Below are 25,102 nucleotides of genomic sequence, written 5' to 3'. Positions count from 1 at the left end.
CATGGGCTTTTATGAAAACCGGATCGTGCCGCATATCATCAACTGCGCCTGCGGGACGAAGCCTATCCGCTATCAGCGCAAGAAGGTGGTGCCGATGGCCGAGGGAACGGTGCTCGAAATCGGCATCGGCACGGGCCTCAACCTGCCTTATTACGATCCCGCGAAAGTGACGAAGGTCATCGGGCTCGATCCTTCCGAGGCGTCGTGGAAACTTGCCGGCGAACGGGCGAAGGATCTTTCCTTTCCGGTCGAATTCATCGGCTTGCCGGGCGAGCAGATACCGCTCGACGACGCAAGCATCGACACGGTGCTCTGCACCTTCAGTCTTTGCACCATTCCCGATCCGGTGAAGGCGCTCGAGGGCATGAAGCGCGTGCTGAAGCCGGGCGGCAAGCTCGTTTTCTGCGAGCATGGCGCGGCGCCGGACGAGGGCGTGGCGAAGTGGCAGGACCGCATCAATCCGGTGTGGAAGGTGCTGTTCGGCGGTTGCAACCTCAACCGCAAGATGCCGGCCCTGATCGAGAAGGGCGGTTTCCGCATCGCCGACCTGCAGACGATGTATCTGCCGTCGACGCCGCGTGTTGCGGGCTTCAATTACTGGGGCGTGGCGCAGGCCTGACCGGGTTTTCGATAAGTTTCCAGTGTCGCGTTCGGTTGCTGGCGCTCTTGACCTGGCTGCGGCGAATGTTTAGAACAAAACAAGAACAACGGGTTTGCCATGCCGCCGCTTTCACAACAGGATGCCAGAGCCGCGCTTGTCGCCGATCTCAGGACCCGTATTGCGGGGCCTTCCGCCGAATTTGCGGAGGCGGGCGGGCGTTTCGTATCGCTGGGCGTCGAAGTGATCGACGCAGCGCTGCCGGGCGGCGGTCTGAAAGCCGGAGCCTTGCATGAGGTGGGTGCCGAGGATTACCGCGACATGGGCGCGACGACGGGTTTCCTGGCGGCGCTTGCCGCATGCTTTGCCGAAAACGGGTCCGGTCCCGTGCTCTGGTGCCAATCGGCGCAACCGCCCTTCGACATCGGCGCGCTTTACGGGCCGGGGCTTGCCGCGTTCGGGCTCGATCCGACGCGGCTTGTGCTTGCGCTGCCGGGTAGCGCTACCGATTGCCTGTGGGCGATGGAGGAGGCGTTGCGGTCCGGCGTCTTTGCCGCCGTTATCGGCGAGGTGGACGGGCGCGCCGCCGCGCTCGATCTGACGGCGACGCGGCGGTTGCAACTGGCGGCGGAAGAAAAGGGAACGCCGGTACTTCTGTTTACGGGGCATGGCGGCGGCGCGGCCAGTGCGGCCGTCACACGCTGGCGCATCGCAGCTCTTCCCGGCCGCATTGTTCCCGGTACGGAGAAATTTGGCGGATTGACCGGCGCATCCTGCTGGCGCGCGGCGCTGGCGCGGGTTCGCGGCGGGGCGCCGGGCGCATGGAACGTGGCGTGGCATGGGGGCGACAAAGGTTTCGTGCTCGCCGACGCGATTGTGCCCGCGTTCAAAGAAACGCCGCCCGTGCCGGCGGAGGCGCGCGTGGTGGCGTTCAGGCAAAGCGCCTGAGTTACCAGCGCCTGTAAGGATAAGGGTGAGGATAGTAGCCCGGCCAGGGGCCCCAGAAGGGCGGCGGCGTCTGCGCGCGCCGCAGGGCTTGCGTGTTTTGCTCCTGGGCGCGAATTTCCTTCAGCTTCAACTGACAATTGGCGAAGGCTTCGGTGCCGGGCGTGAAGCCGAGCCGTTCGCATTCCGCGCCGTCGGCCTGCGTCTGGGCGGCGGCGCGCGCCGCCTGTTCCTGCGGGTTCGCACAGGCGGCGAGCGCCAGAAATGCCGTGAAAGCCAGAGCCGTTTTCGCGATCTTCATGCGAAACTCCTCTCTCCGTGCATCAGAAACCCTTGCTGACGCCGATGCCGACGCCAAACCCGATATTGGGCGAACGGCTGCCTTCTTCCTTCGCGCGGATTTCCCTCATCTTCAGCCGGCAATTGCCATAGGCCTCGGTGCCGGGCTCGAAGCCGAGATCGGTGCAATTCTTGTGGTCGAGCGCATCGAGACGCGCCTGCTCGGCTTGCGGGTCGGCGCAGGCGGCCAGCGCCAGCGGTATGGCCAGTGCGAGAATGAAGAGCGGATGCTTCGTCATGGGCGAATGCCTTTCGGGTGTGGCAAGGCTCATCCTACGTCCTTTTCAGGCAAAAACAGGGCAGCGCGAGATTCGACTCGCCTTTGGGACCGGGCGGGGCCAAAGTACATGTTCTCTATTTGTTCCTTTAACGGGCCTTGCCGGCTATGCGGATGGACGAAAAAAGGCGGGTTGCCGCGGTTTGGCTGCCGCACTGGCCGGTGGAGCGGCTTTACCGGGCGGATCGCCGGACACGCGGCAAGGTTCAGGCACCCAAGGCACCGCTGGCGCTGGCCGCGCCGGGGCAGGGCGGCGTCCGCGTGACCGCGTGCAACAGGACGGCGGCGGCGGCCGGCGTTGCGCCGGGGCAGCTCGTGCCCGACGCGATGACGCTTTGCCCGGGGCTCGAATTGCGGGCCGCCGATTTTGCGGCCGACCGGGCGGCGCTGAAGCGGCTTGCGCTCTGGTGCGGGCGCTACACGCCGTGGACGGCGGTTGATCCTGCAGGGATCGGCGAAGAGCCCGACGGGCTCATGCTCGACATCAGCGGTTGCGATCATCTGTTCGGCGGCGAGGCGGCGCTCGTTGCCGATTTGCAGAAGCGGCTTCATGGCTTCGGATTGACGGTGCGGGTGGCCGTCGCCTCGACACCGGGCGCGGCCTGGGCGCTGGCGCGCTATGGCACGGCGCCGGCTTTCATCCTGCTGCCGGGGGACGAGGCGGCGGCGCTCGAAAAATTGCCGGTGGCGGCGCTGCGCCTCGACGATGCGACAGTCGACGGACTGATGCGGCTCGGCCTCAAACGCGCCGGCGATCTCTATGGCAAACCGCGCGCGCCCATTACCGCGCGGTTCGGGCGGCATGTGGCGCAGCGTCTCGACGAAGCGCTCGGTTTTGCGCGCGAGCCGATTTCGCCGCTGCGTCCGCCCGCGCCTTTCCGTGCGCGCGGGATATTTGCCGAGGGGTTGACGCGAACCGAAGACATCGAAGAGGCGGTGCGGCTTCTCGCCGGCGAACTCTGCCGGTTGCTCGCGCATGAACGGCGCGGGGCGCGGCGGCTCGAACTGACGCTGTTTCGTGCCGATGGCGAGGTGACGCGACTTTTCGCCGGTACGGCCGCTCCCTCGCATGATGCCCTGCATCTGGCGCGGCTTTTTCGTGAAAAACTTGCGCAGGCCGGCGACGATTTCGACGCGGGTTTCGGTATCGAAGCGGCAATGCTGGCGGCGCTTGCGACAGATACGCTGGCGCCGGCGCAGGACCGTTTCGATGCAGAGGGCGCTGATGCGGAAGCCCTGGCGCAGATCATCGACCGGCTCGGCGCCCGGCTCGGCCATGAACGCATCGTTCGGCTCGAACCGCGCGCCAGCCATATTCCCGAACGGGCTGTCGTTTCCGTGTCTGCGGTGCGTGGCGCGACACCGGCAATGCGCGGCTGGCGGGCGCAAGTCGAAGAACAGATGGCGGCGGCGCTGGCGGGAAGTCTTGCCCGGCCGATCAGGCTGTTGGCGCGGCCGGAGCCTGTGGAAGCGGTTGCCGAAGTGCCGGAAGGGCCGCCGCGCATTTTCCGCTGGCGGCGCGTCACGCATCGGGTGACGCGGGCCGAGGGGCCGGAGCGGATCGCGCCCGAATGGTGGCGACGGGGCGAAAGGCGCACGCGCGATTACTACCGCGTGGAGGATGCCGAGGGGCGGCGCTTCTGGCTTTACCGCGACGGGCTTTACCTGCGCGATACGGAAGGGCCGCGCTGGTATCTGCACGGGGTGTTCGAATGAGCACGTCATATGCCGAGCTTGCGATTGCGAGCAATTTCAGTTTCCTGCGCGGAGCATCGCATGCCGATGAGCTGGTGCTGGCGGCGAAGGCGCAGAGGCTTGCGGCGATCGGCATCGCCGACCGCAATACGCTGGCAGGCGTCGTGCGCGCGCATGCAGCGGCGAAGGAAGCGGACTTGCGGCTGCTTGTCGGCGCGCGTCTGGCGACAATGGACGGGTTCGAGGTTATCGCCTATCCGCAAGATCGGGCGGCCTATGCGCGGCTGACGCGACTGCTGACGCTCGGCAACCGGCGCGCGGCCAAGGGGCAATGCCATCTGACGCTTGGCGATGTGCTGGCGCATGGTGAGGGGCAATGTTTCATCGCCATGCCGCCGCCGGTGCCGGGCAAGGATTTCGCTGCCTCGCTCGCGCAACTCGCGCAAGCCTATCCGGGTTCGGTCTGGCTCGGTCTCGCGCCGCTCTACCGCGCCGACGACAAACGCCGTTTCGTTCTGCTCGACCGCATGGCGCGAGAGGCGGACGTTCCGCTCGTCGCCACAAACGATGTGCTTTATCACACGCCGGACCGCAAACCGCTGGCCGATGTCGTGACCTGCGTCCGCGCGCATTGCACGCTGGCGGAGGCGGGGTTCCGGCTCGCGGCCAATGCCGAGCGGCATGTCAAAAGCGGGGCGGAGATGGCGCGGCTTCTCGATCATGCGCCGCAGGCGCTGGCCTCGACGGGCGACATCGTTGCGCGCTGCGCATTTTCGCTCGACGAACTTCGTTACGAATACCCGGCCGACAATTTTTCCGCGCATGAGACACCGCAGCAACTTCTCGAGCGGCTGACATGGGAGGGGGCCGCAAGGCGGTTTCCCGGCGGTATCGCCCCCAAGCTCAAAGCAACCATAGCGCATGAGCTGGCGTTGATCGGCGAGATGAAATACGCGCCTTATTTTCTGACCGTGCACGATATCGTGCGCTATGCGCGAGAGCAAAACATACTCTGTCAAGGGCGGGGCTCGGCGGCCAATTCCTCGGTCTGTTTCTGTCTCGGCATTACGTCGGTCAACCCGACCGAGATCGATCTTCTGTTCGAGCGGTTCGTCTCGAAGGATCGCAACGAGCCGCCCGATATCGATGTCGATTTCGAGCATGAGCGGCGCGAGGAGGTGATCCAGTATATCTACGAAAAATACGGGCGGCATCGCGCGGGTATTGCCGCGACGGTCATTTCCTATCGTTCGCGCAGCGCCATTCGCGATGTCGGCAAGGTTTTCGGGCTGTCGGAGGATGTCGTCAACGCGCTCTCGCGCTCGACATGGGGCTGGTCGAACAGCGGCATCTCGGAAAAGGATGCGCGCGAGGCCGGGCTCGATCCCGGCGACAGGACCTTGCAGCAGGCGTTGGTGCTGGCGCGGGAACTGATCGGCTTTCCGCGCCATCTTTCGCAGCATGTGGGCGGTTTCGTCATTACCAAAGGGCCGCTCGAAGACGTCGTGCCGATCCAGAACGCGGCGATGGATGACCGTACCTTTGTCGAATGGGACAAGGACGATCTCGACACGCTGGGCATCCTCAAGATCGACGTGCTGGCGCTCGGTATGTTGAGCTGCATCCGGCGCGCCTTCGATCTGCTCGACAAGCATTACGGCATTCGTATGGGACTTGCCGATGTGCCGCAGGACGACAAGGGCGTTTACGACATGCTGTGCGAGGCGGATGCCATCGGCGTCTTCCAGGTGGAAAGCCGGGCGCAGATGTCGATGTTGCCGCGGCTGCGCCCGCGCTGCTTTTACGATCTCGTGGTCGAGGTGGCGATCGTCCGGCCGGGTCCCATTCAGGGCGACATGGTTCATCCTTATTTGCGACGGCGCAGCGGAGCGGAGAAAGTCACCTATCCCTCCAAGGTTCTCGAAGACGTGTTGTGCAAGACCTTTGGCGTGCCGCTGTTCCAGGAGCAGGCGATGAAAATCGCGATTGTCGCGGCGGGCTTCACGCCGGGCGAGTCCGACCAGTTGCGGCGCGCCATGGCGACGTTCCGCAAGTCCGGCACGATCGGCATGTATCGCGACAAGTTCATCGCGGGCATGCTCGCCAACGGATACGAAGCCGATTTCGCCGAACGCTGCTTCAAGCAGATCGAGGGCTTTGCCGATTACGGCTTTCCCGAAAGCCATGCCGCGAGCTTCGCGCTGCTGGCCTATGTTTCCGCCTGGCTCAAACATCATTATCCGGATGTGTTCTGCGCGGCGATCCTCAATGCGCAGCCGATGGGTTTTTATGCCGCCGCCCAGCTTGTGCGCGATGCGCGGAAGCATGGTGTCGAAATATGCGAGGTCGACGTCAATCACAGCGACTGGGACTGTACGCTTGAAAAGCGACCCGGGGACAAGTGTGCCGTCAGGCTCGGTTTCCGGCAGGTGAAAGGGTTTCAGGAAGCATCGGGCCGGATCGTCGAGGAAAGGCGCGGCGGCGGTTTCGATTCCGTGCGTCACTTCTGGTTGAGGACGGGTCTCGGTCCGCGCGTCATCGAACGGCTGGCGGACGCGGATACCTTCCGCTCGCTGGGGTTCGACCGGCGGGCGGCGCTCTGGGCGGTGCGTGGGCTTGGCGGTCATGGCGGCGGGAGCACCGGCAGGCAGCCGGCCGCACTACCGCTGTTTGCGGCGCTGGAGGAGGGCGGGTTCCAGCGCGAGGAAGAAATGGCGCTGCCGGCCATGCCGCTTGGCGAGCATGTGGTGCTCGATTACGCGACGCTCCGGCTGTCGCTGAAGGCGCATCCGGTTTCCTTCCTGCGGTCGCGCTTTGCGGCGCGGGGTGCAATGCCGCATGCCGGGCTCAAGGTGACAGAAGCAGGCCGTCGCGTGACGCTGGCCGGGCTGGTGCTGGTGCGGCAGCGGCCGGGCACGGCGAGCGGCGTTATTTTCGCGACGCTCGAAGACGAAACGGGCATTGCCAACATCATCATCTGGCCGAAGCTCTTCGAGGCGCGGCGGCGCGTCGTCATTTCCTCGCGGCTTCTGCTGGTGCGTGGACGGGTGCAGAAAGAGGGAATTGTCATTCATGTCGTGGCCGAGGAACTTGAAGACCTGACGCATGAACTGGCGCTCGTGTCCGACATCGGCGATATCGGCGAGGCGGCGCTGTCGCCGGTCGACGAGGTAAAGCGCGTGTCGCGCGACCCGCGCGAAGCGGCGACCGCCCGGCACGAAGAACGGCGGCTGCGCGCCGCGCGCTTCGTGCCGAAAAGCCGCGATTTTCACTGAGCCGATTTTCGCCGCAGGACCGCGAACTGCGCCGCGCTGCCCGCGACCTCGCTTATCACGAAGAGCCACAACACCGGCGTTGCACCCAGCGCAATCGCATAAAGGATCAGCGCCGTCACGGCGAGGCGGGCGCGCGCATCCATCCGCGCGAGGTCGGCTTCTGGACGACGCAGCCGCGCCAGCGCCCAGACGACGCCGAGCACACCCATGATATGAACGAACATCAGACCGAAGGGACCGGCCTCGAACATGATCGACGGCGTGTCGAAGCCGAGCCATCTGTCGAGGAACCAGAGCAGCGAGATCACCGCCTCGGCGATGAAGGGCAGGGCGAAAGGCAATGTGATCGCAAGATCGGCCCATGCAAATCCCCGGATTACCTTCGTCTGTGTCTCGTTTCCGTTCATCCGTCGTTCCCCCGATTTCCGATGCGGCATTGCGTCCGTTCAGGCTTTGCGCATTCCGCCGTCGATTCTGCTATATAAGTTGTCATCTGTGAACAGCCCGAAGAGCGGCGGAGGCACTTTGCGACAGCGCATGATCTGGGGTGGCGGCGTCGCGCTCGTCATCCTTCTATTGCTTGCGGTCTATTTCCTGTTCCTGCGCGCGCCGGCCGTTCAGGTCGCGGCGCCGACACGCGGCATGGCGGTCGAGGCTGTCTATGCCACGGGCACTGTCGAGCCGATTTCCTATGCGCGGGTCGGTACCAAGATCTCCGGCCGGCTGACGGAAGTGGTGGCGCGAGAGGGCGCGACCGTGGAGGCCGGGAATGTCCTTGCGGTGATCGATGCACGCGAGGAAATTTCCCGGGTGCAGGAACTCCGCGCAAGGTTGCAACTCGCGGCTTCCGAACTTGAGCGCACCCGCACGCTTCGCCGCTCCGGGCATGTCAGTGCCGCCGTTCTCGACCAGATGGAAACGGCGCATGCCGCAGCCATTGCAGCGCTGCAGGGCGCGCAGGCGCGGCTCGACGAACATTTCCTCACCGCACCCATCGCCGGCACCGTTCTACGTTCCGAGAACCAGCTCAAGATCGGCGATATGGCGCAGCCGGGACAGGTGCTCTTCCTGGTCGGCGACGCCGCGGCGCTGCAGATCGACGCGGAGGTCGACGAAGAAGACATCCTCAAGGTCGAAATGGGTCAGGCTGCGTTGATCCGGGCCGATGCCTTTGCCGGGCAGGTGCTTGAGGGAACGGTCAGCGGCATCACACCCCATGGCGATCCGGTGGCGCGGACCTACCGCGTCTATATTGCGCTGCCGGACGACACCCCGCTTGTCTCCGGCATGACGACCGAAATCAACATCGTCGTGCGTCGCGAGGAAAATGCATTGCTCGTGCCGCTGACGGCTATTGTGGGTGGCGCCGTCTGGGTTGTCGAAGGCGGGCGCGTACAACTCCGTCCGGTGACGCTTGGCGCTGTCGGCAATGCGGAGGCCGAAATTCTGTCCGGCCTCTCGGACGACGACACCATCGTCGTCAATCCATCGGCCGGGATCGCCGAGGGCGGGCGTGTCCGTCCGAACGCCGACCGGGAGTAGGCAATGCTCTGGCGTGTCAGCATGGGCATAGCGGCGGCGCAACTTCGATACCGGCGCCGCCAAACGCTCGTGTCGACGCTGGGTGTGGCGCTTGGCGTCGGATTTTTCGTCGCGACTTCGGCGCTGATGTCGGGTTCCGAGCAGGATATGGTCAAGCGTCTGCTCGACAATGCGCCGCATATCACCATCAAGGATGAATTTCGCGAGGCGGCGCCGCAGCCCGTCTTCATTGCCTTTCCGCAAGGTGCTGTGACGCTGACCAACACCAAACCGCGCGAATATCTGCGCGGCATCAAGAATCACGGCGCAATGGTCGAAGAGCTTTCGCGGCAACCCGGCGTCGTCGCCGAAGCCGCGCTGATGGGGCAGGCGATCATCCGCTATGCCTCGAAGGATGCGAGCGCCGGTATCGCCGGGGTCGATCCCGAGAAGGAGCGTTTTCTCACCACCATCGAATCCGACATGCTGGAAGGCAGCCTGATGCGCCTCAAGACGGCGTCGCAAGGCATTGTGATCGGGCAGGGCATGTCGACACGCCTCGGCCTCGGCATGGACGATCTCGCGACCGTCGTTTCGCCGGCCGGGCTTGTGCGCCGGATGAAGGTGGTCGGCATTTTCCGCACCGGCAACCTGCTGCTCGACGAAGGGCAGGCCTATATGCTGATCAAGGATGCGCAGGTGTTGCTCGACAAGCCGTTCATTGCCAATCGCATCCGCATCAAGATCGCCGACCCCGATGTGGCCGAGGAATACGCGTCGCAGCTCGAAAGCCGCTGGGGCTACCGCACCGAATCCTGGCAGGAGGTCAACCGGGATTTTCTCGGCCTCTTCATCGTGCGCAACATCATCACTTATTCGATCGTCGGGGCGATCATGGCGGTCGCCGCATTCGGCATCTTCAACATCATCTCGACGGTAGTGATGGAAAAGCGGCGCGACATCGCGATCCTGATGTCGATGGGTTTTCGCGCCGGCGATATCGAGCGGATATTTCTGGTGCAGGGCGCCTTTGTCGGCCTGATCGGAATGTTTCTCGGCTGGGGCCTGGGACTCATTTTGTTACAGATGCTGGGGACCGTTGAAATAACGGTGCCGGGCCTGATGGATACGCAGAAGCTGCCGCTCGAAAAGGGCCCGTTCCAGTTCGGCGTCGGCGGTGCCTTTGCGCTGGTGTCCGCGGTTGTGGCGGCGTGGTTCCCGGCGCGCAAGGCGGCGGCGGTGCGGCCCGTCGATATCATCCGGGGGGCGACATGAGCGCGGGTGGCGAGGCGCCGGTTATCGAGCTCAAGGGCGTGACACGCATCCTTCAGGAGGCGGTGCCTGTGACGCTGGTGCGCGACATCGATCTCATCATCCGGCGCGGCGAATTCGTCAGCGTTACCGGGCCATCCGGTTCGGGAAAATCGTCGCTGCTCTATCTGCTCGGACTTCTCGATCTGCCGACCAAGGGCCGCGTGTTGATCGACGGAATCGACACGTCCGGCTATTCGTCCGACCGGCTGGCGGATGTGCGGCTCGCCAAGCTCGGCTTCGTTTTCCAGTTTCACTTCCTGCTGCCCGAATTCACGGTGCTGCACAATGTGACGCTGCCGATGCAAAGACTTGGACGGCTCGATGACGACGAGATTCACGCGCGCGGCATGTCGCTGCTGAAGGATTTCGAGATCGACGACCAGGCGACCAAGCGGCCGGACCAGCTATCGGGCGGGCAGCGCCAGCGCGTCGCCGTCGCGCGAGCGCTCGCGAACGATCCGGCGGTGATCCTTGCCGACGAGCCGACCGGCAATCTCGACATGCGCAACAGCGAGATCGTGCAGGGCATTTTCGCCGATCTCGCCGCGAAGCAGGGCCGGACGGTCATTGCCGTTACGCATGACAAGGACTTCGCCGATTCCGCGCCACGCAATGTGCATCTGGTCGATGGGCGGATCGACAGCGATGTAAAGCGCTAGAGTTGTTTTGTCGCGTTTCCGGACGGTGAACCGGCTTCCACTTCACCTGGAAACGCTCTAGCGGCTGAGCTCGCGCATCGCGTGGTCGAGGCCTTCCAGCGTCAGCGGGAACATGCGTTCGCCCATGATCTGCTTGATGATCTGCAGCGAGGGCGTGTATTCCCAGTGGCGCTCGGGGATCGGATTGATCCAGATGGCGCTTTCATAGATCTGGTTGACGCGCTCGAGCCAGATGCCACCGGGCTCCTCGTTCCAGTGTTCCACCGAACCGCCGGCATAGGTGATTTCGTAAGGCGACATGGTGGCGTCGCCGACGAAGATCACCTTGTAGTCGGACGGATATTTGTGGAGCACGTCCCAGGTCGACATTTTTTCGGCGTGGCGGCGGCGGTTGTCCTTCCAGACGCCTTCATAGAGGCAGTTGTGGAAGTAGAAATATTCGAGGTTCTTGAACTCGGTGCGCGCGGCCGAGAACAGTTCCTCGCAGAGCTTGATGTGGCTGTCCATCGAGCCGCCGATGTCGAAAAAGATCAGCACGTTGATCTTGTTGCGGCGCTCGGGACGCATGATCAGGTCGAGATAGCCCTGATGCGCGGTTGCCTTGATGGTGCCATCGAGATCGAGTTCGGTCGGCGCGCCTTCGCGGGCGAAGCGGCGCAGGCGCCGCAGCGCCACCTTGATGTTGCGGGTGCCGAGCTCGACCTGGTCGTCGAGGTTCTTGTATTCGCGCTTGTCCCAGACCTTGACGGCTTTGCCGTGACGGCCTTCCTTCTGGCCGATGCGCACGCCTTCGGGGTTGTAGCCATTGGCGCCGAAGGGCGAGGTGCCGCCGGTGCCGATCCACTTGTTGCCGCCCTCGTGGCGCTTCTTCTGTTCCTCGAGGCGCTTTTGCAGTTCTTCCATGATTTTTTCCCAACCGCCCAGCGCCTCGATCTGCGCTTTTTCTTCGTCGGTCAGGAATTTTTCGGTCAGCGCCTTCAGCCATTCTTCCGGGATGTTGGCGATCTCGCCGTCGCCGACCAGCTCCAAGCCTTTGAAAACATGACCGAAAACGACGTCGAACTTGTCGAGGTTGCGTTCGTCCTTCACCAGCGCCGAGCGCGAGAGGTAGTAGAAATCCTCGACGCGGCGCTCGATGACATCGGCATCCATCGCCTCGAGCAGGGTCAGGTATTCGCGCAAGCTGACGGGTACGTTGGCTTTTTTGAGTTCATGGAAGAAGTGGACGAACATGGGTATTCCCGAAAGGATTGAATGGCGTTTGAGCGCAGTCTAGGGCTTATGGGCCCCGGAATGAAGGGGCGGGAGTGTTCATTTATGGACCGGGTGTTGCCAGTAATTTTCCTTCTTTTGCTTGGGGTTAGCGCGACGGCTGCCGTGGAAAACCCGTGGCTGGCCGAGGGCGAGGCCAAGGCGCGGATCGAGGCCTGCCTCGTTGCCGCGTCGGGTGAGGAAGAGGGGGGCGATGCGCCGAAGCAGTGCAGCGACGCTTACTTCACGGGTTGCGCGGAGGTCGGCGACTGGACGACCCATGCGATGAACCAGTGCCAGGGGGCGGCGCTCGGCTATTGGGAGGGCGTCGCAAAAGCGCGGGAACACGCCGTTTTTGCCATCGACGACCAGCGGCTGACCGATTACGTGGAAGTCAGCGGCATCGCCTGGGAACGCTACCGCGAGGCGCGCTGCCAGCGTTTCCTGCTGCCGATGGGGACGATGTATCTGCAAATGTACGCGGCCTGTCTGACGGAAACGGCGATGGAGCGGGCAGCGGATCTGGCGGATTTTCTCGGCGATGAGCCGCTGATCGTGCCGGAGCCCGAATAGGCGCGCGGAAACGGCCCCGCGGGCGACACGCGGGTCTGGAGATAAATAGAGGGGCGCGGAGTGACTTCGACCGCGACTCTGTTTGTTTTTTGAGCGCCCGAAGACACTCCGCGCACGACGTTTTTGCCCCGATGCCCTCTTCCACCCAACAGCTTCGGGTTCGTCCGAAGAGGAACCGTCTTGCCGAGCGGGTCATAGTGCCCGCGCCCTTCATGCATCGGGAGCCCCGGGGCGCCGGGGTGCGTTACCTCCCCGGCGGCGCAGGCGCCGCCCAAACCTTCATGCAACGGACGCCCCGGAGCATCCCTCTTGAAGGCGGTACATATAAGATGGGGGCTCATAACAGGGTGGGGATAAGTTTTTTCGGGGCGGGACGCTATTCGTTCCTCAGCGCCTGCAGAAAAAGCCACTCGGTCGGCTTGCCGTCATAGCCGCTGCCGCCGGTTTCCCCGATCTCCACATCGGACCATTGCCCGCTCGCCGCGACCCAGGCGGCGAGTTCATCTCTCGACGGATAATTGTAGTAGCGGTCGAGCGTGTCGCGCCCTTCGGCGCCGCCCGACTTGAAGCTCGCAAAGAGGCGGCCGCCCGGTTTCAGCGCCCGGTGGACGCGGGCGAGGATGTCGACGATCGAGTCGCGCGGGACATGGAGAAGCGAGGCGTGCGCCCAGACGGCGTCGAAAGCCTCGACGTCCTCGATTTCGTCGAAGCGCGCGACGCGGACGGGTTTGCCGAGGCGGCGGCTTGCGATGGCGGCGAGACCGGCGGAGCCGTCAAGCGCCGTCACTTCGAATCCCGCTTCCATTATTGCCGCCGCGTGACGTCCGTCGCCGGAGCCGAGGTCGAGGACATGGGCGCCGGGCGCGAGGCGGGCGAGGAAGGCGCCAAGCGATCCGCTGACATTGCTTCTGTCGCCGCGCGCGGCATAGGCCTCCGCTTCCGCGTCGTAGAAGGAGAGGGTCTTCGGGTCGTGCGTTTTTTCGCTCATGGGTGCACTTCCGTCGGTTCATATCGAAAAGCCCGCGCGGGTGAGGCGCGGGCTTTGATTGTCGAAGTCGTGGATGGCGCGCCTCCTTGTTTCAGAGGAGGGCCGGGCCATGACGAACAAGGTGGTCAGTTCCGTTCCCGTCTCGCCAGGAAGGCGAGGCGTTCGAAGAGGTGGACGTCCTGCTCGTTTTTCAGGAGTGCGCCGTGGAGGGGCGGGATCAGCTTGGTCGGGTCTTTCTCGCGCAGCGTTTCGGGCGAGATGTCTTCCGAGAGCAGAAGCTTCAGCCAGTCGAGCAGTTCGGACGTCGAGGGCTTCTTCTTCAGGCCCGGGACTTCGCGGATCTCGTAGAAGATGTTGAGCGCTTCTTGAACGAGCTTGCCCTTGAGGCCGGGGAAGTGGACGTCGATGATCGCCTTCATCGTGTCTTCTTCCGGGAACTTGATGTAGTGGAAGAAGCAGCGGCGCAGGAAGGCGTCCGGCAGCTCTTTCTCGTTGTTCGAGGTGATGATGACGATGGGGCGGATTTCGGCCTTGATGGTTTCGTTCGTCTCGTAGACGTAGAATTCCATCCGGTCGAGTTCCTGCAGCAGGTCGTTCGGAAACTCGATGTCGGCCTTGTCGATTTCGTCGATCAGCAGCACCGGGCGCTTCTTGCGTTCGAAGGCTTCCCAGAGCTTGCCCTTGGAAATGTAATTGCGGATGTCCTTGACGCGCTCGTCGCCGAGCTGGCTGTCGCGCAGGCGCGAGACGGCGTCATATTCATAAAGACCCTGATGGGCCTTGGTGGTGGACTTGATGTGCCAGGTGATGAGTTCGGCGTCGATCGCCCTAGCCACTTCCTCGGCCAGCACCGTCTTGCCGGTGCCGGGCTCGCCCTTGACCAGCAGCGGACGCTGCAGCGTGATTGCCGCGTTGACCGCCACACGCAGGTCGTCGGTGGCGACGTAATCCTTCGTTCCCTCAAATTTCATCGAAATGGCTTTCCCCTGGGACGCGGCAACGAACGCTTGAGCCAAGCGCAGGCCGCTGGATACCGAATTGCTGAACGGCTGAGAAACTAATGTGTGACCTTGACCGGTTCAAGGAAAAGGCCTGTGCGCCGGCGGCAGTCGCGCCATTCGATTTCGAGCGGCTAGGCGCTGCGGCGGCCGCTGACCTTGCGGCAATTTCTGCCGGGCGGGGGGCAGGGGCTGCTGCGCGCCGGAATGGTTAACAAATCGTAACTCATTGATTTAATTATATAAAATCTATGGCCCGCTCCTTGCTCATTTGCTGGCAGCACGCGTTCCGCGGGAGCCCCCGCCGGAACCCACCGCATGGAGATGAGCCCATGAGTTTCTTTGGATCGATGACCACCGCCCTTTCCGGCATTCGCGCTCAATCGAGCGCGCTCGGTCACATCTCGGACAATATCGCCAATTCGCAGACGATCGGCTTCAAGCGCACCGATACGAGCTTTTCGGACATCGTGACCGCTTCGACCAGCCGCAACCACCTGCCGGGTGCGGTTCTGGCGGCGCCTTCCTTCACCAATTCGGTGCAGGGCTCGATCGACGCCTCGGAAGTGCCGACGCATATGGCGATCAACGGCGAGGGCTTCTTCATCGTCTCGTCGACGATCGCGACGCTCGACAACCGGCCGGTCTTCGACAACGTCAACTACTACACGCGGCGCGGCGACTTCGCGATGGACAAGCACGGCTATCTCGTGAACGGCGCGGGCTATGCGCTGCAGGGACTGGCCATCGATCCCGTGACCGGCAACCCGGTCGGCGACACGCCGGGCCGCATCCAGATCGACCGCGACTTCCTGGCGGCGCGCACGACATCCTCGATCAGCTACACGGCGAACCTGCCGGCCTGGCCGCAGACGGTGAACGCCGATGCGGGCGTTGCCGACAGCGAGTTGCTGACGGTCGGCCGCTTCACGCCGCCGCTCGCCGACCTCGACGCGATCCCGGCCAGCGGCGAGGACATTTTCCTCGACAACTCGCTTTCGGGCGGCGCGATCACCGGCTATGACGCGCTTGGCGCGCCGGTCAACATCCAGCTGCGCTGGGCCAAGGTCGACAATGGCGCCGGCGGCGGCGACGAGTGGAACCTGTTCTACAAGACCGACGACGCGGCAGCGGGCGCCCAGGACAAGTGGCTGAATATCAGCCAGTCCTATGCTTTCAATGCGCAGGGCCGCCTCGACCCGGCGGTCGACTCGACGACCATTACCGCGCTCACCGTCAACGGCATCAATCTCGGCGATGTGACGGTCAATCACGGCGCGTCGAACATCACGCAGTTCCAGAGCAATGGCGGCACCGTGGCGGTCAACACGATCGACCAGAACGGCTATCCGTCGGGCGAGCTTGTCAGCATTGCCGTGTCGGAGAACGGGCGCATCGTCGGCACCTATTCCAACGGCAAGGCGGTCGACCTCGCCGAAGTATCGCTGGCCAAGTTCAATGCGCCGGACAAGCTGAAGAAGCTCGACGGCACCGCCTTCGCGGCGACGCAGGAATCGGGCGAGGCCATTCTCGGCGCCGGCGGCGACATCATCGCCTCGGCGCGCGAAGCCTCGAATGTCGACATCGCGGACGAGTTTTCGAAGCTGATCGTGACGCAGCAGGCCTATACGGCCGGTACGCGCATCGTGACGACGGCCGACGAACTGATCCGCGAAACGCTGAACATGAAGCGCTAACAGAAGCGGGCGGCGGGCGTTTCCTTCACAGGGTATGCCCGGCGCTAAAGTTCCGTTCTCTCGTTTTCAGGTTGCCAGATGAGCCTTTCCACCGCACTCGGCGCCGCATTGAGCGGATTGAACGTTGCCCAGTCGGGCATCGACGTCACCGCGCGCAACATCGCCAATGTCGGCACGCCGGGCTATACGCGCAAGGTGCCGTCCCAGGTCAACGCGCTGGCGGGCGGCGAGGGCATCGGTGTGCGGCGCGAAGCGGCGCAGCGGCAGATCGACGAATTCCTGCAACAGCAGCTGCGCGTGGCGTCGGCCGGTGCGGCGAGCCTCAATGTCAAGTCGTCGATGCTGGGCCGCGTGGACGCGCTGTTCGGCGCCCCGAATTCCAATGCTTCCATCGCCGGTTCGATCAGCGCGCTGGCAACGGCGCTGCAGGAGCTGGCCGGCAATCCGGAACAGCCGGCCGCGCGGCAGGCGCTGCTCAACCAGGCCGGCAACTTCGCGGCGCAGCTCAACACGATGTCGCGGACCGTGCAGGATTTGCGGCTCGAGGCCGAGCGCAACATCGCCCATGCGGTCGAGGCTGCCAATGCGCTGCTGAAGACGATTTCCGAGGTCAACAACCAGATTTCGCAGCGTCAGGCGTCGAACCAATCGGTCGGCGACCTGCAAGACAAGCGCGACATGGCCATCGACGAATTGTCGCGGCTGATGGACGTGAAGGTGACGAACCGCGACGACGGCACGGTGACGATTTTTACCTCGGGCGGGCAGTTGCTGCTCGACCGGACGCCGGTCACGCTGAGCTTCAACGAACAGACGCAATTGGATGCGACGTCGTCGCTGGCCAATGGCGGCGTCGGCACAATTACGCTGAATGCGGGTACGACTTCCGTCGACCTGCTGGCGGCGGGCGCCATCCGCTCCGGCGCGATTGCCGGCTATGTCGAGATGCGCGACACGGTGCTGACGCAGGCGCAGGCGCAGCTCGACGAACTGGCGGCGCAGCTTGCGCTGGCGCTGTCGGAAGAGACGGTGCCGGGCACAGCGGCCGTGGACGGCGCGGCCGAAGGCTTCGAGATCGATACGGCGGCGCTGCTGCCGGGCAATTCGATGACGCTGAGCTATACGGTCAACGGCGTGCCGAGCACCGTGACGATCATCCGCGTCGAGGATCCGGCGACGCTGCCGCTGACCAATGCGGCGACCGCCAACCCGAACGACACGGTTGTCGGCATCAATTTCAACCAGCCGATGGCCGACATCGTGGCGGCGCTGCAGGCGGCGCTGCCGCCGGAAGTCGTGGTGTCGAACCCCGGCGGCGAGACGATCCGCTTTCTCGACGACGGCGCCGGCGCGACCAGCGACATCAACGGGCTGTCGGCGCTTGTGACCCCGGCGAGCCTCGCCGACGGCAGCACCGGCATGGCGCTTTTCGTCGATGGGCCTTCGGGCAAGATCTTCTCCAACAGCCTCGACAATCCGCCGCAGAAGACCGGCTTTGCGAGCCGCATCCAGGTCAACCCGGCGGTCATTGCCGACGACACGCTGCTCGTTGCCTACGATACGAACGTGCCGCTGGGCGACGCGACGCGGGCGCACGACCTCATCGACCGGCTGACCGGGCAGAGCCGCTATTTCTCGCCGCAGTCGGGCATCGGCGGCACGGCCTCGCCCTTCAACGGCACCATCGACAGCTTTGCGCGGCGCCTCGTTTCGTTCCAGTCGTCGCAGGCCGCCAATGCGCAGCGCGACGCGGAAGCGCAGCAGATCGTGGCGTCGTCGTTGCAGGATCGCTTCGACGCGCAGACCGGCGTCAATATCGACGACGAGATGTCGAACCTTCTGCTGCTGCAGAACGCCTATTCGGCGAATGCGCGCGTTATCACCACCGTCAAGCAACTCTTCGACGTGCTTATGAGCATCGGCAGGTAAAACCCATGCAGGTTTCAACGCTCTCCCAATCGATGGCGCTGCGCAGTTCGATCAATGCGATGCGGGCGCAGTTCGACGATCTTCAGCGCCAGCTCGCGACCGGGCTGAAGGCCGACAGCTATGCCAAGCTCGGCACCGACCGCAACATGGTGCTGTCGCTGTCGCATCAGTTGAGCCAGCTCCAGACCTATACCCGCACGATCTCGCAGGCGCAGATGCGCATCGAGGTTTCGTCGGACGCGCTGACGCGCGTTGCCGATATCGCCAGCTCGATGAAGACGACGAGCCTGACCACCGGCTTCGAGCTGGTGAACGGCAAGCAGACCAGCGCCCAGGTGACGGCGGCGATGCAATTCGACGAAATCATCAACCTGCTCAATCTCAATATCGAGGACCGCTATCTCTTTGGCGGGCGCGATACGCAGACGCAGCCCGTGGCGGTTCCCGACGCGATGATGAACGGCGTGGACGACAAGGCCGGCCTCAAGCAGTTCATCGACGAGCGGGCGCAGGCCGATCTCGGCGTCGACGGCCGCGGACGGCTCGAACTCGACCTGACCGGCAATGCGGTGACGCTGTCGGAAGACGCGGCACCCAGCGTCTTCGGCTTCAAGCTTGCCGATGCCGCATCGACGCTTTCGAACGCCACCGTTACCGGCCCGGCGGGCCTGCCTGCCGAAATCGAGGTCGATTTCACCGGCGTTCCGCAGGCCGGCGAGAAGCTGACGCTCGATCTTGCGCTGCCGGACGGCACGACGACGCGTGTGACGCTGACGGCGACGGAGGCCAATCCGCCGGCGGCCGGCCAGTTCACGATCGGCGCCGATGCGACGGCGACGGCGACCAATTTCCAGGCGGCGCTCGACGCGGCGATCCAGAGCGAAGCCCGCACCACGCTGACCGCGGCCTCGGCCGTGGAGGCCGCCAATAATTTCTTCGACTATGCCAATGGCGGGGCACCGCAGCGCGTCGACGGACCGCCATTCGGCACCGCGACCGCGCTTCGCGACGCGACAGACGCCGACACGGTGTTCTGGTATCGCGGCGACCAGACCGGCGTTGCCGGCAACAACATGATCGCCAAGATCGACGACGGGCGGCAGGTGGCCTATGGCGCGCGCGCCGACCAGGAGGCGATCCGCGATACGCTGAAGGCGGCGGCGCTGCTGACGGCGGTCGAATATGCCGATGACGGGCAAGAGGCGAACGCTTCCTACAAGGCGCTGACCAAGCGCGTCGGGACGACGCTCAATTTCGAGGGCAAGCCGTCGGTCGAGAGCATCGTGACCGGGCTCGGCCTGACGGCGGCGACGCTCGCCAATACGCAGGACCGGCACGACAACATGATGTCGGTCGCGAACGGCATCCTGGGCGACATCCAGAACGCCGATGCTTACGAAGTGGGCGTCAAGCTGACGACACTGCAGACGCAGCTCGAGGCGAGCTATCAGGTGACGGCGATGCTGTCGCGGATGTCGCTGGTCAATTATCTGTAGAAGAATTCAGACGACGAAAAAGGCCCGGAGAAATCCGGGCCTTTTTTCGTTGGCGTGTTGCCGGATGGCGGCTCAGCCCTTCTGGTAGAGGCCGGCGGCGATTTCGCGGTTGATCATGATCAGCGTGTCGAGGAGCTGCGGCTCGGGCTCGCGGTTGGCCTCGATCTCGGCGGTGCGCTTGAAGATGAAGACGGCGAGATTGGCGATGTTCTGCTTGATCTCGCGGGGCAGCGGGTGCTCGAGTTCGGCGGCCGAGGCGGCGAAGACGGTCCAGATGCGGCGGTTGTAGAGGAGGGCGTCGCGAAGCGTGGCGTTGGACTCGGCGGTCCAGTTGTCGCGGATGCGCTGAAGCTGGCCGGCGGCGCGGGTGAGGATCGACGCTTCGAACTCGCGCGGATCCGAAATCGCTATCCGCGACGCGTTGGCATAGGCCTCATGCGGTCTTGACATTCTCCAGCAGCCCCCGTTCGTACTCGATCAGCTTTCGAGCTTCCTTGAGAGCTTTATACATTTCGCCGGTTAAGATTTTACTGTTGATGGCGTCCAGATGGGGACGCGTGGACGGCGCCGCTTCGGCCACATCCTTAACGATCTGGAAATACATATCGTGGTGCGGGCGCGGATCGGGCGAGAGATACATCATCTGGACGAGCAGGTAGACGCGCTTGCAGGGCGTGTCGGCGTCGGCGGCGCGCAGGATGTCCTTCTCGCGCAGGATCGGCGCGTCGCCCTCGATGAAGAGGCGCGTGCGCTGGTCGTCGTTGGTGATGACGCTGTCGCCGAGGATGAAGCGTTCGCCGGGCTTGAGTTCGACTTTGAGGGCCATGCCGTTCCGTTCCGAGGGGCTTTGCGTTGAATCGGCCGCAGTCTAGCGCGAATCGGCGGGGGTTGGCAGGGCCGGCGGGCGATTTCAAAGAGAAACGGCGGGGACCGGGGCCCCCGCCGCTCGTTTTCGTGTCCGGGTGTCGCCCGAAGGCGGTCCCGATTAGCGCAGCAGCGAGAGGACGCTCTGCTCCGACTGGTTGGCCAGCGACAGCGAGGTCGAGGCCAGCGACTGGCGGGTCTGCAGGGCGAGCAGGTTCGCCGCTTCGACGTTGGTGTCGGCCAGGGTCAGGTTGCCCGCACCGGCTTCCAGAACGTCGATCATGTTCTTGGTGAAGTCCTGGCGGTTCTGCACGACCGAGAGGTTGGCACCGAAGGTCGAGGACTGCTTGCGCAGCGTCGCCGTGGCGGTGTTCAGCTTGGTGACTTCGGCATTGATGTCCGTGAAGTCCGTCGACGTCAGGGCGAGGCCTGCCGAGTTGAACGTCACGCCGACGATATCGAGCTTGGAGGTGCTCGACTCGTTGAACATCACCGACAGGCTGTTGCCAGCGAGCAGGTTGATGCCGTTGAAGCTCGTGTCGAGCGACATCTGGTCGATCTGGGCGAGCAGGTTGTTGTAGTCGGTCGCGAAGGCCCCACGGGCTTCCGCAAGCGTCTCGCCGCTCGTGGTGGCGCCGGCGAGGCCGAAGCCGGCCGCACCGGTGGCCGCCGCGGTGCCGGCGATCGTCAGGTCTTCACCCGACGCGACCGTGAAGGTCAGGTCGCCGCCGCTGCGCGAAACCGTCATGCCGGCAAGCGTGCCGCTCGCCGAGACGAAACCGGCAAGGGCCGTCTCGATCGCCGCCGCCGAAGAAGCGGCCGACGCGTAGGACGCCGTGTCGAACACGACGTTGACCGCCGTGGCCGTGCCGATCTGGAAGGACATCGTACGGGCACCGGCCGTGCCGGCGATCGCCGCGGCTTCGACCGTGCTGGTGACGGTCGTTTCCGTCGCCTTGGACTGCAGGGCCTGGTTGGCAACCGATTTGGCCTGGTCGACCAGCTTCTGGATCGACTTGATACCTTCGTCGGCGGCACGCAGCGTCTGCACGCCGAGGCTCATCGAGTCGAGCAGGGCGCTCATGTCCGTCGCGCGGCTCGAGAGGCCGGCAGCGGTGAAGAAAGACTGCGGATTGTCGAGAGCGCTCGAAACCTTCAAGCCGGTTGCGAGGCGGTTCTGCGTCTGCGCCATCAGCTGAGCGGTGTTCTGCAGCGTGAGCAGGTTCGTCCGCACGGCGCTCGAAATGGTGATATCACCCATAGTTCAGTTCCTTTCCTAGGACCTAGTACTCACGGCTCTTTCTGAGCCATGGCGCGATCATGCAGCGGCGTCCGTTAAGGGGCGGTAAAACGGATCGTTTTTTTTCTAATCATTTCGAAAAATTTTCGGATCGTTCCAAAATGGAAAAAGGCGGGTCCGAAGACCCGCCTTTGAAGTCGTATGTCGCCTGTATGGGCTGGACTTAGCCGAAGAGGCGCAGGACGCCCTGTTCGGCCTGGTTGGCCAGCGAGAGCGCCGTGGTGCCCAACTGCTGGCGCGTCTGGAGGGCCAGCATCTTGGCGCCTTCTTCATTGGTGTCGGCGACGACGAGGCTCGAGGCGCCGGATTCCAGCGTGTTGATCAGTGACTTGGTGAAGTCCTGGCGGATCTGGACGACACCGAGATTGGCGCCGAAGGTCGAAGCCTGCTGGCGCAGCACATTGGTGGCGGCGTTCAGGTTTTCGACAAAGGCCTTGATGGCCGCGTCGAGGGCAAAACCGTGATCGCCCGACGTATTGCCGACTTCGGCAATGTTCAGTGCGCCGTCCGGCGTCAGCGAAACGCCCTGGATGTCGAGCTGGCTCGTCTGTTCGGTGTTGAAGAAGACGCTGAGCAGGTCGTTGCCCTTCAGCAGGTTGACGCCCTTGTAGCTCGCGTCGCCGGCCAACTGGTCGATCTGCTCGCGCAGATTGTTGAAGTCGCGTTCGTATTTGTCGCGGTTGACGCCATCGGTCGCCGTGGTGCGGCTGCCGACCAGTGCATCGAGGCTGATCGGCGTACCGCTGTTGTTGCCGGAAATCGTCACGTCGCGGCCGTTCGCGGCAGTGAACTGCAGCTGGCCGTCGGCGGTGAGCGTGGCGGCAAGCGGCTCGGCGCCGGTGAAGGTCGCGTCGACCCATGTCATCAGGTTGGCGATGGTCGCAACCTGGCCGGACGCGGCGCCGACGTTCACGCTGTGCGTGACTTCGCCAACGGTGACGACGATCTGGTTGCCCGTTCCGATGCCCGCAAGCGAGGCAAGCGTGACGCCGCCGGTGAGGGGCGTGTCCGCATTGCCGGTCAGGACGGTTGCCTTGACCTTCGTTTCGAGCGCCTGGTTGGCAACCGACTTCATGCTGTCGACCAGCTTGAGAATCGATTTGATGCCCTGATCCGCCGCTTCCAGCGTCTGCACAGCCTGGCCCATCGAGTCGAGCAGGTTGTTCAGATCGGATGCGCGGTTGTTGAGGCCCTGCGCCGTGAAGAACGCCGTGGGGCTGTCGACCGCGCTGCGGACCTTCAGACCCGTTGCGAGGCGGAGCTGCGATTCATCGAGCATCCGCGCTGTGTTCTGCATGCTGAGCAGATTCGACCGGATCGCACCGGAAAGGACCACATCAGCCATTGTCTCTACCCTCCAGGGTTTGGCTCGGCCGTCTCATGGCGGCACGGGCACTACACTCGGCATTAATCATTAATTCGACGTAAACAGTCCGAACTGCATTTCGATTTGACTGACGATCTGCCGATTGAAGTTCGTCCGTCGCTTCGCCGTCGAACCGGGGGCTTGAGGCAATCTCTATGGCCGTTCCGCACCCGCGATTTCATCTGTCCCCTTCTTCGCAAAGGCTGGGCCAGTTTTAAATTCCAATGAAATCAACAGGTTAGGATGAGGGCGGCAAAGGCGGCGAAGGCAGGAACTGCCGCGGAGGGGCAAGATTTGCCGATTTGCCGGTGCCGTCAGGCCCGCAGCAGGGCGGCGACATCGCCGGCAATGCGATCCAGGTACCCGGTACCGGTCGCGGTGTCCTCGATCAGATAGCAGCGCATTTCCGGAAACCACGGCGAACGGTCGGTGCCGAGCATCGTCCAGTTGCGGCGGATATAGTGAAAGGCTGGCCGGTTGAGCGCACACGCCATCATCATCGGGAAGCTCGACGGTGCGACGACCGCGTCCATGCAGGCGGTGAGGGCGGCGACGCCTTCGAGATCGTTGAAGAGGTCGAGACCGGGCATGTGGTGCAGCGTCAGGCCGTGGTCGCGACGCAGCGCTTCGGCCTCTTCGGAAACATCGGTGTATTGCAGGTTGACGACCGCCGCGCCGTCGATGGCGAAGAGGTCTTTCCAGTCGGCGAGCTTCGTGTAGCTCATCGCACGCACGTCATTGATCTTGTGCGACGTCCAGGAGATGCCGATATTCGGTCCGCTTCCGAGTGAATCGAGCCAGGCGCGGCATTCGGCAACGCGGGCCGGATCAGGGGCGAGGCCGGGGAGCCGCGCCGGGAAATCCGAAAGCTTGCGGCGCAATTGTGCGGCGATGAGGCCTGCCGGGGCGGTGTAGTCGAAATCGACCTTGCCGTAGTTTTCAAGTCCGGTCGACGTCCATGTTTCGGCGCGGACCGTGGCTTGCGGCCATGTTCTTTTATAGAGGGACACCAGGCGCTGTTCGGTTTCGATGATGACATGGCCGGCGCGCGCGATCAGATCGGTATAGCAGGTCGAGAAGAGTAGATCGTCGCCGAGACCCTGCTCGCGCCAGACCATGATGGTCTTGTCCGTCAGATCCTGACCTTCCCAGATCAAGCCCGGAAAGGGGCGGTAGGGCTGGCGTTCGCGACAGGCAAAGCCGAAGCCGTACATATCCCAGCCCGCCTCGATTTCGCCGACCGTCAGCAGGGCGCGTGCGAGGTTCCAGCGGGCGGCGTCGCATTCGGGGTTGAGCGACAGCGATTTCTGCAGCGCCGCCAGCGCGTCGCGATGACGGCCCATGGTTTCATAGAGTGCGGCGAGGTTGGTGTAGGTCTGGGAAATGTTCGGGTTGAGTTCGATCGACCGCCGGTAGCAGGCGAGAGCCTCCTCGGTGAGCCGCGTGCCCGTCAGCAGCTTGCCCAGATTGCCATAGGCCTGTGCGGATGTCGGGTGCACCTCGATGGCGTGAGACAGCATGTCGATCGCCTTCTGGGTCTCGCCTTGCTCGGCGACGACATTGGCGAGATTGATCAGCGACGACGACATGTCGGGCGCGATTTCGAGCGCGCGCTCATAGAGCGTCCTGGCCAGCTGAAGGTATTTTACCGTTGCGCAGATGCCTGCAAGTTCGAAGATCCAGGCCTCGTCGCCTTCGGGCGCGTCGGCCGCGGCGCGGTCGAGCGTGGAGATCGCTTCCTGCTGTTTCTTTTGGGCGATCTGGCATTGGGTGAGGCCGGTCAGGGCGCCCAGATGCCGCGGATCTTGCGCCAGGACCTTGCGGTAGCGCTGCTCGGCTTCGGCGAAGCGCTCGCGGGCCTGCAGCCGCTGGCCTTGTGCGAATTTCTTTTCGATTTCGCCGTCGCCTGCCGCGATGCGTTGTTTTTTCAATGCAGACATGCCGGATGTCGCCCCTGTATCCCGCCCGTTCGATGCCGAGTGCCTATCTGCAGGCAGACATGGTTACCGCCGGGTTA

22 protein-coding genes are annotated in these 25,102 nt (G+C 63.9%); 11 read left to right on the top strand and 11 right to left on the bottom strand.

Features of this window, described 5'->3' with window-relative positions; translation table 11 throughout:
• The first annotated feature begins 1 nt into the window (after nt 1).
• Together KF719_RS03405 and KF719_RS03400 are read left to right on the top strand one after the other, a co-directional pair.
• On the top strand, nt 2–619 hold the full coding sequence (locus KF719_RS03405) for a class I SAM-dependent methyltransferase (RefSeq protein WP_293507093.1): 618 nt from the start codon (nt 2–4) through the stop codon (nt 617–619).
• Between the two features lie 99 nt (nt 620–718).
• Nucleotides 719–1,546: a damage-inducible mutagenesis protein gene (locus KF719_RS03400; RefSeq protein WP_293507092.1), complete on the top strand. Its 828-nt coding sequence runs from the start codon at nt 719–721 to the stop codon at nt 1,544–1,546.
• A 1-nt stretch (nt 1,547) separates the two neighbouring features.
• Here the strand turns inward: KF719_RS03400 and KF719_RS03395 are convergent, their stop codons facing one another.
• Both KF719_RS03395 and KF719_RS03390 read right to left on the bottom strand, forming a co-directional pair.
• Nucleotides 1,548–1,844 carry a hypothetical protein gene (locus KF719_RS03395; protein WP_293507090.1) on the bottom strand — a complete coding sequence of 99 codons (297 nt, stop codon included), beginning with the start codon at nt 1,842–1,844 and terminating at the stop codon, nt 1,548–1,550.
• Nucleotides 1,845–1,866: 22 nt separating this feature from the next.
• On the bottom strand, nt 1,867–2,121 hold the full coding sequence (locus KF719_RS03390) for a hypothetical protein (protein WP_293507088.1): 255 nt from the start codon (nt 2,119–2,121) through the stop codon (nt 1,867–1,869).
• Nucleotides 2,122–2,273: 152 nt separating this feature from the next.
• Between KF719_RS03390 and KF719_RS03385 the strand changes: the two genes are divergently transcribed.
• Both KF719_RS03385 and KF719_RS03380 read left to right on the top strand, forming a co-directional pair.
• The gene (locus KF719_RS03385; RefSeq protein WP_293507086.1) at nt 2,274–3,875 is read left to right on the top strand and encodes a DNA polymerase Y family protein; all 1,602 of its coding nucleotides are present in this window, start codon (nt 2,274–2,276) and stop codon (nt 3,873–3,875) included.
• The gene (locus KF719_RS03380) at nt 3,872–7,129 is read left to right on the top strand and encodes an error-prone DNA polymerase (protein ID WP_293507085.1); all 3,258 of its coding nucleotides are present in this window, start codon (nt 3,872–3,874) and stop codon (nt 7,127–7,129) included. Before KF719_RS03385 ends, KF719_RS03380 begins: the two co-directional genes overlap by 4 nt.
• Here the strand turns inward: KF719_RS03380 and KF719_RS03375 are convergent.
• Nucleotides 7,123–7,536 carry a hypothetical protein gene (locus KF719_RS03375; protein WP_293507083.1) on the bottom strand — a complete coding sequence of 138 codons (414 nt, stop codon included), beginning with the start codon at nt 7,534–7,536 and terminating at the stop codon, nt 7,123–7,125. The two genes, KF719_RS03380 and KF719_RS03375, sit on opposite strands and share 7 nt — an antisense overlap.
• Nucleotides 7,537–7,654: 118 nt before the next feature.
• Here KF719_RS03375 and KF719_RS03370 point away from each other — a divergent pair, with 118 nt between their 5' ends.
• From KF719_RS03370 to KF719_RS03360, 3 genes are read left to right on the top strand one after another with little or no spacing between them, the layout of a single operon-like run.
• On the top strand, nt 7,655–8,671 hold the full coding sequence (locus KF719_RS03370) for an efflux RND transporter periplasmic adaptor subunit (RefSeq protein WP_293507081.1): 1,017 nt from the start codon (nt 7,655–7,657) through the stop codon (nt 8,669–8,671).
• 3 nt (nt 8,672–8,674) lie between these two features.
• The gene (locus KF719_RS03365) at nt 8,675–9,925 is read left to right on the top strand and encodes an ABC transporter permease (RefSeq protein WP_293507079.1); all 1,251 of its coding nucleotides are present in this window, start codon (nt 8,675–8,677) and stop codon (nt 9,923–9,925) included.
• Nucleotides 9,922–10,623 carry an ABC transporter ATP-binding protein gene (locus KF719_RS03360; RefSeq protein WP_293507077.1) on the top strand — a complete coding sequence of 234 codons (702 nt, stop codon included), beginning with the start codon at nt 9,922–9,924 and terminating at the stop codon, nt 10,621–10,623. The genes KF719_RS03365 and KF719_RS03360 overlap by 4 nt, the downstream gene beginning before the upstream one ends.
• A 57-nt stretch (nt 10,624–10,680) precedes the next feature.
• Here KF719_RS03360 and KF719_RS03355 read toward each other — a convergent pair whose 3' ends face one another.
• Nucleotides 10,681–11,856 carry a VWA domain-containing protein gene (locus KF719_RS03355; protein ID WP_293507076.1) on the bottom strand — a complete coding sequence of 392 codons (1,176 nt, stop codon included), beginning with the start codon at nt 11,854–11,856 and terminating at the stop codon, nt 10,681–10,683.
• A gap of 144 nt (nt 11,857–12,000) precedes the next feature.
• Here KF719_RS03355 and KF719_RS03350 point away from each other — a divergent pair, with 144 nt between their 5' ends.
• Nucleotides 12,001–12,447 carry a lysozyme inhibitor LprI family protein gene (locus tag KF719_RS03350; RefSeq protein WP_293507075.1) on the top strand — a complete coding sequence of 149 codons (447 nt, stop codon included), beginning with the start codon at nt 12,001–12,003 and terminating at the stop codon, nt 12,445–12,447.
• A 376-nt stretch (nt 12,448–12,823) separates the two neighbouring features.
• On the opposite strand, the gene KF719_RS03345 is transcribed toward KF719_RS03350, so the two are convergent.
• Both KF719_RS03345 and KF719_RS03340 read right to left on the bottom strand, forming a co-directional pair.
• The gene (locus KF719_RS03345; RefSeq protein ID WP_293507074.1) at nt 12,824–13,435 is read right to left on the bottom strand and encodes a class I SAM-dependent methyltransferase; all 612 of its coding nucleotides are present in this window, start codon (nt 13,433–13,435) and stop codon (nt 12,824–12,826) included.
• 125 nt (nt 13,436–13,560) lie between these two features.
• Complete coding sequence (locus KF719_RS03340) at nt 13,561–14,406, bottom strand: MoxR family ATPase (RefSeq protein ID WP_293507073.1); 846 nt, start codon at nt 14,404–14,406, stop codon at nt 13,561–13,563.
• A gap of 359 nt (nt 14,407–14,765) precedes the next feature.
• On the opposite strand from KF719_RS03340, the gene KF719_RS03335 reads away from it, so the two are divergent.
• The 3 genes from KF719_RS03335 to KF719_RS03325 all read left to right on the top strand — a co-directional run bounded on the left by KF719_RS03335 (nt 14,766) and on the right by KF719_RS03325 (nt 19,555).
• Nucleotides 14,766–16,130: a flagellar hook protein FlgE gene (locus KF719_RS03335; RefSeq protein WP_293507072.1), complete on the top strand. Its 1,365-nt coding sequence runs from the start codon at nt 14,766–14,768 to the stop codon at nt 16,128–16,130.
• 78 nt (nt 16,131–16,208) lie between these two features.
• The gene (flgK, locus tag KF719_RS03330) at nt 16,209–18,059 is read left to right on the top strand and encodes a flagellar hook-associated protein FlgK (RefSeq protein ID WP_293507071.1); all 1,851 of its coding nucleotides are present in this window, start codon (nt 16,209–16,211) and stop codon (nt 18,057–18,059) included.
• A gap of 5 nt (nt 18,060–18,064) precedes the next feature.
• Nucleotides 18,065–19,555 carry a flagellin gene (locus KF719_RS03325; protein WP_293507070.1) on the top strand — a complete coding sequence of 497 codons (1,491 nt, stop codon included), beginning with the start codon at nt 18,065–18,067 and terminating at the stop codon, nt 19,553–19,555.
• Between the two features lie 72 nt (nt 19,556–19,627).
• Here the strand turns inward: KF719_RS03325 and flaF are convergent, their stop codons facing one another.
• The 5 genes from flaF to KF719_RS03300 all read right to left on the bottom strand — a co-directional run bounded on the left by flaF (nt 19,628) and on the right by KF719_RS03300 (nt 25,025).
• On the bottom strand, nt 19,628–20,005 hold the full coding sequence (gene flaF / locus KF719_RS03320; protein ID WP_293507069.1) for a flagellar biosynthesis regulator FlaF: 378 nt from the start codon (nt 20,003–20,005) through the stop codon (nt 19,628–19,630).
• A complete protein-coding gene (gene flbT, locus KF719_RS03315; RefSeq protein WP_293507067.1) occupies nt 19,989–20,381 on the bottom strand; it encodes a flagellar biosynthesis repressor FlbT in 393 nt (130 codons plus the stop codon). Before flbT ends, flaF begins: the two co-directional genes overlap by 17 nt.
• A 159-nt stretch (nt 20,382–20,540) precedes the next feature.
• The gene (locus tag KF719_RS03310; protein WP_293507065.1) at nt 20,541–21,680 is read right to left on the bottom strand and encodes a flagellin; all 1,140 of its coding nucleotides are present in this window, start codon (nt 21,678–21,680) and stop codon (nt 20,541–20,543) included.
• Between the two features lie 202 nt (nt 21,681–21,882).
• Entirely contained in the window at nt 21,883–23,064 is a 1,182-nt protein-coding gene (locus KF719_RS03305; RefSeq protein WP_293507063.1) for a flagellin, read from the bottom strand.
• Nucleotides 23,065–23,399: 335 nt separating this feature from the next.
• Complete coding sequence (locus tag KF719_RS03300; protein WP_293507061.1) at nt 23,400–25,025, bottom strand: tetratricopeptide repeat protein; 1,626 nt, start codon at nt 25,023–25,025, stop codon at nt 23,400–23,402.
• Nucleotides 25,026–25,102 lie beyond the last annotated feature (77 nt).

Source organism: Parvibaculum sp., from assembly GCF_019635935.1.
GTDB lineage: Bacteria > Pseudomonadota > Alphaproteobacteria > Parvibaculales > Parvibaculaceae > Parvibaculum.
The sequence above is the reverse complement of the archived record's forward strand: the minus strand, read 5'-3'. Positions and strand labels throughout refer to the sequence as shown.

Excerpts from the sequence above, each read along its gene's own strand:
- KF719_RS03405 (WP_293507093.1), top strand. The coding sequence starts at position 2 with ATGGGCTTTTATGAAAACCGGATCGTGCCGCATATCATCAACTGCGCC.
- KF719_RS03400 (WP_293507092.1), top strand. The coding sequence starts at position 719 with ATGCCGCCGCTTTCACAACAGGATGCCAGAGCCGCGCTTGTCGCCGAT.
- KF719_RS03395 (WP_293507090.1), bottom strand. The coding sequence starts at position 1,844 with ATGAAGATCGCGAAAACGGCTCTGGCTTTCACGGCATTTCTGGCGCTC.
- KF719_RS03390 (WP_293507088.1), bottom strand. The coding sequence starts at position 2,121 with ATGACGAAGCATCCGCTCTTCATTCTCGCACTGGCCATACCGCTGGCG.
- KF719_RS03385 (WP_293507086.1), top strand. The coding sequence starts at position 2,274 with ATGGACGAAAAAAGGCGGGTTGCCGCGGTTTGGCTGCCGCACTGGCCG.
- KF719_RS03380 (WP_293507085.1), top strand. The coding sequence starts at position 3,872 with ATGAGCACGTCATATGCCGAGCTTGCGATTGCGAGCAATTTCAGTTTC.
- KF719_RS03375 (WP_293507083.1), bottom strand. The coding sequence starts at position 7,536 with ATGAACGGAAACGAGACACAGACGAAGGTAATCCGGGGATTTGCATGG.
- KF719_RS03365 (WP_293507079.1), top strand. The coding sequence starts at position 8,675 with ATGCTCTGGCGTGTCAGCATGGGCATAGCGGCGGCGCAACTTCGATAC.
- KF719_RS03360 (WP_293507077.1), top strand. The coding sequence starts at position 9,922 with ATGAGCGCGGGTGGCGAGGCGCCGGTTATCGAGCTCAAGGGCGTGACA.
- KF719_RS03355 (WP_293507076.1), bottom strand. The coding sequence starts at position 11,856 with ATGTTCGTCCACTTCTTCCATGAACTCAAAAAAGCCAACGTACCCGTC.
- KF719_RS03345 (WP_293507074.1), bottom strand. The coding sequence starts at position 13,435 with ATGAGCGAAAAAACGCACGACCCGAAGACCCTCTCCTTCTACGACGCG.
- KF719_RS03340 (WP_293507073.1), bottom strand. The coding sequence starts at position 14,406 with ATGAAATTTGAGGGAACGAAGGATTACGTCGCCACCGACGACCTGCGT.
- KF719_RS03335 (WP_293507072.1), top strand. The coding sequence starts at position 14,766 with ATGAGTTTCTTTGGATCGATGACCACCGCCCTTTCCGGCATTCGCGCT.
- flgK (WP_293507071.1), top strand. The coding sequence starts at position 16,209 with ATGAGCCTTTCCACCGCACTCGGCGCCGCATTGAGCGGATTGAACGTT.
- KF719_RS03325 (WP_293507070.1), top strand. The coding sequence starts at position 18,065 with ATGCAGGTTTCAACGCTCTCCCAATCGATGGCGCTGCGCAGTTCGATC.
- flaF (WP_293507069.1), bottom strand. The coding sequence starts at position 20,005 with ATGTCAAGACCGCATGAGGCCTATGCCAACGCGTCGCGGATAGCGATT.
- flbT (WP_293507067.1), bottom strand. The coding sequence starts at position 20,381 with ATGGCCCTCAAAGTCGAACTCAAGCCCGGCGAACGCTTCATCCTCGGC.
- KF719_RS03310 (WP_293507065.1), bottom strand. The coding sequence starts at position 21,680 with ATGGGTGATATCACCATTTCGAGCGCCGTGCGGACGAACCTGCTCACG.
- KF719_RS03305 (WP_293507063.1), bottom strand. The coding sequence starts at position 23,064 with ATGGCTGATGTGGTCCTTTCCGGTGCGATCCGGTCGAATCTGCTCAGC.
- KF719_RS03300 (WP_293507061.1), bottom strand. The coding sequence starts at position 25,025 with ATGTCTGCATTGAAAAAACAACGCATCGCGGCAGGCGACGGCGAAATC.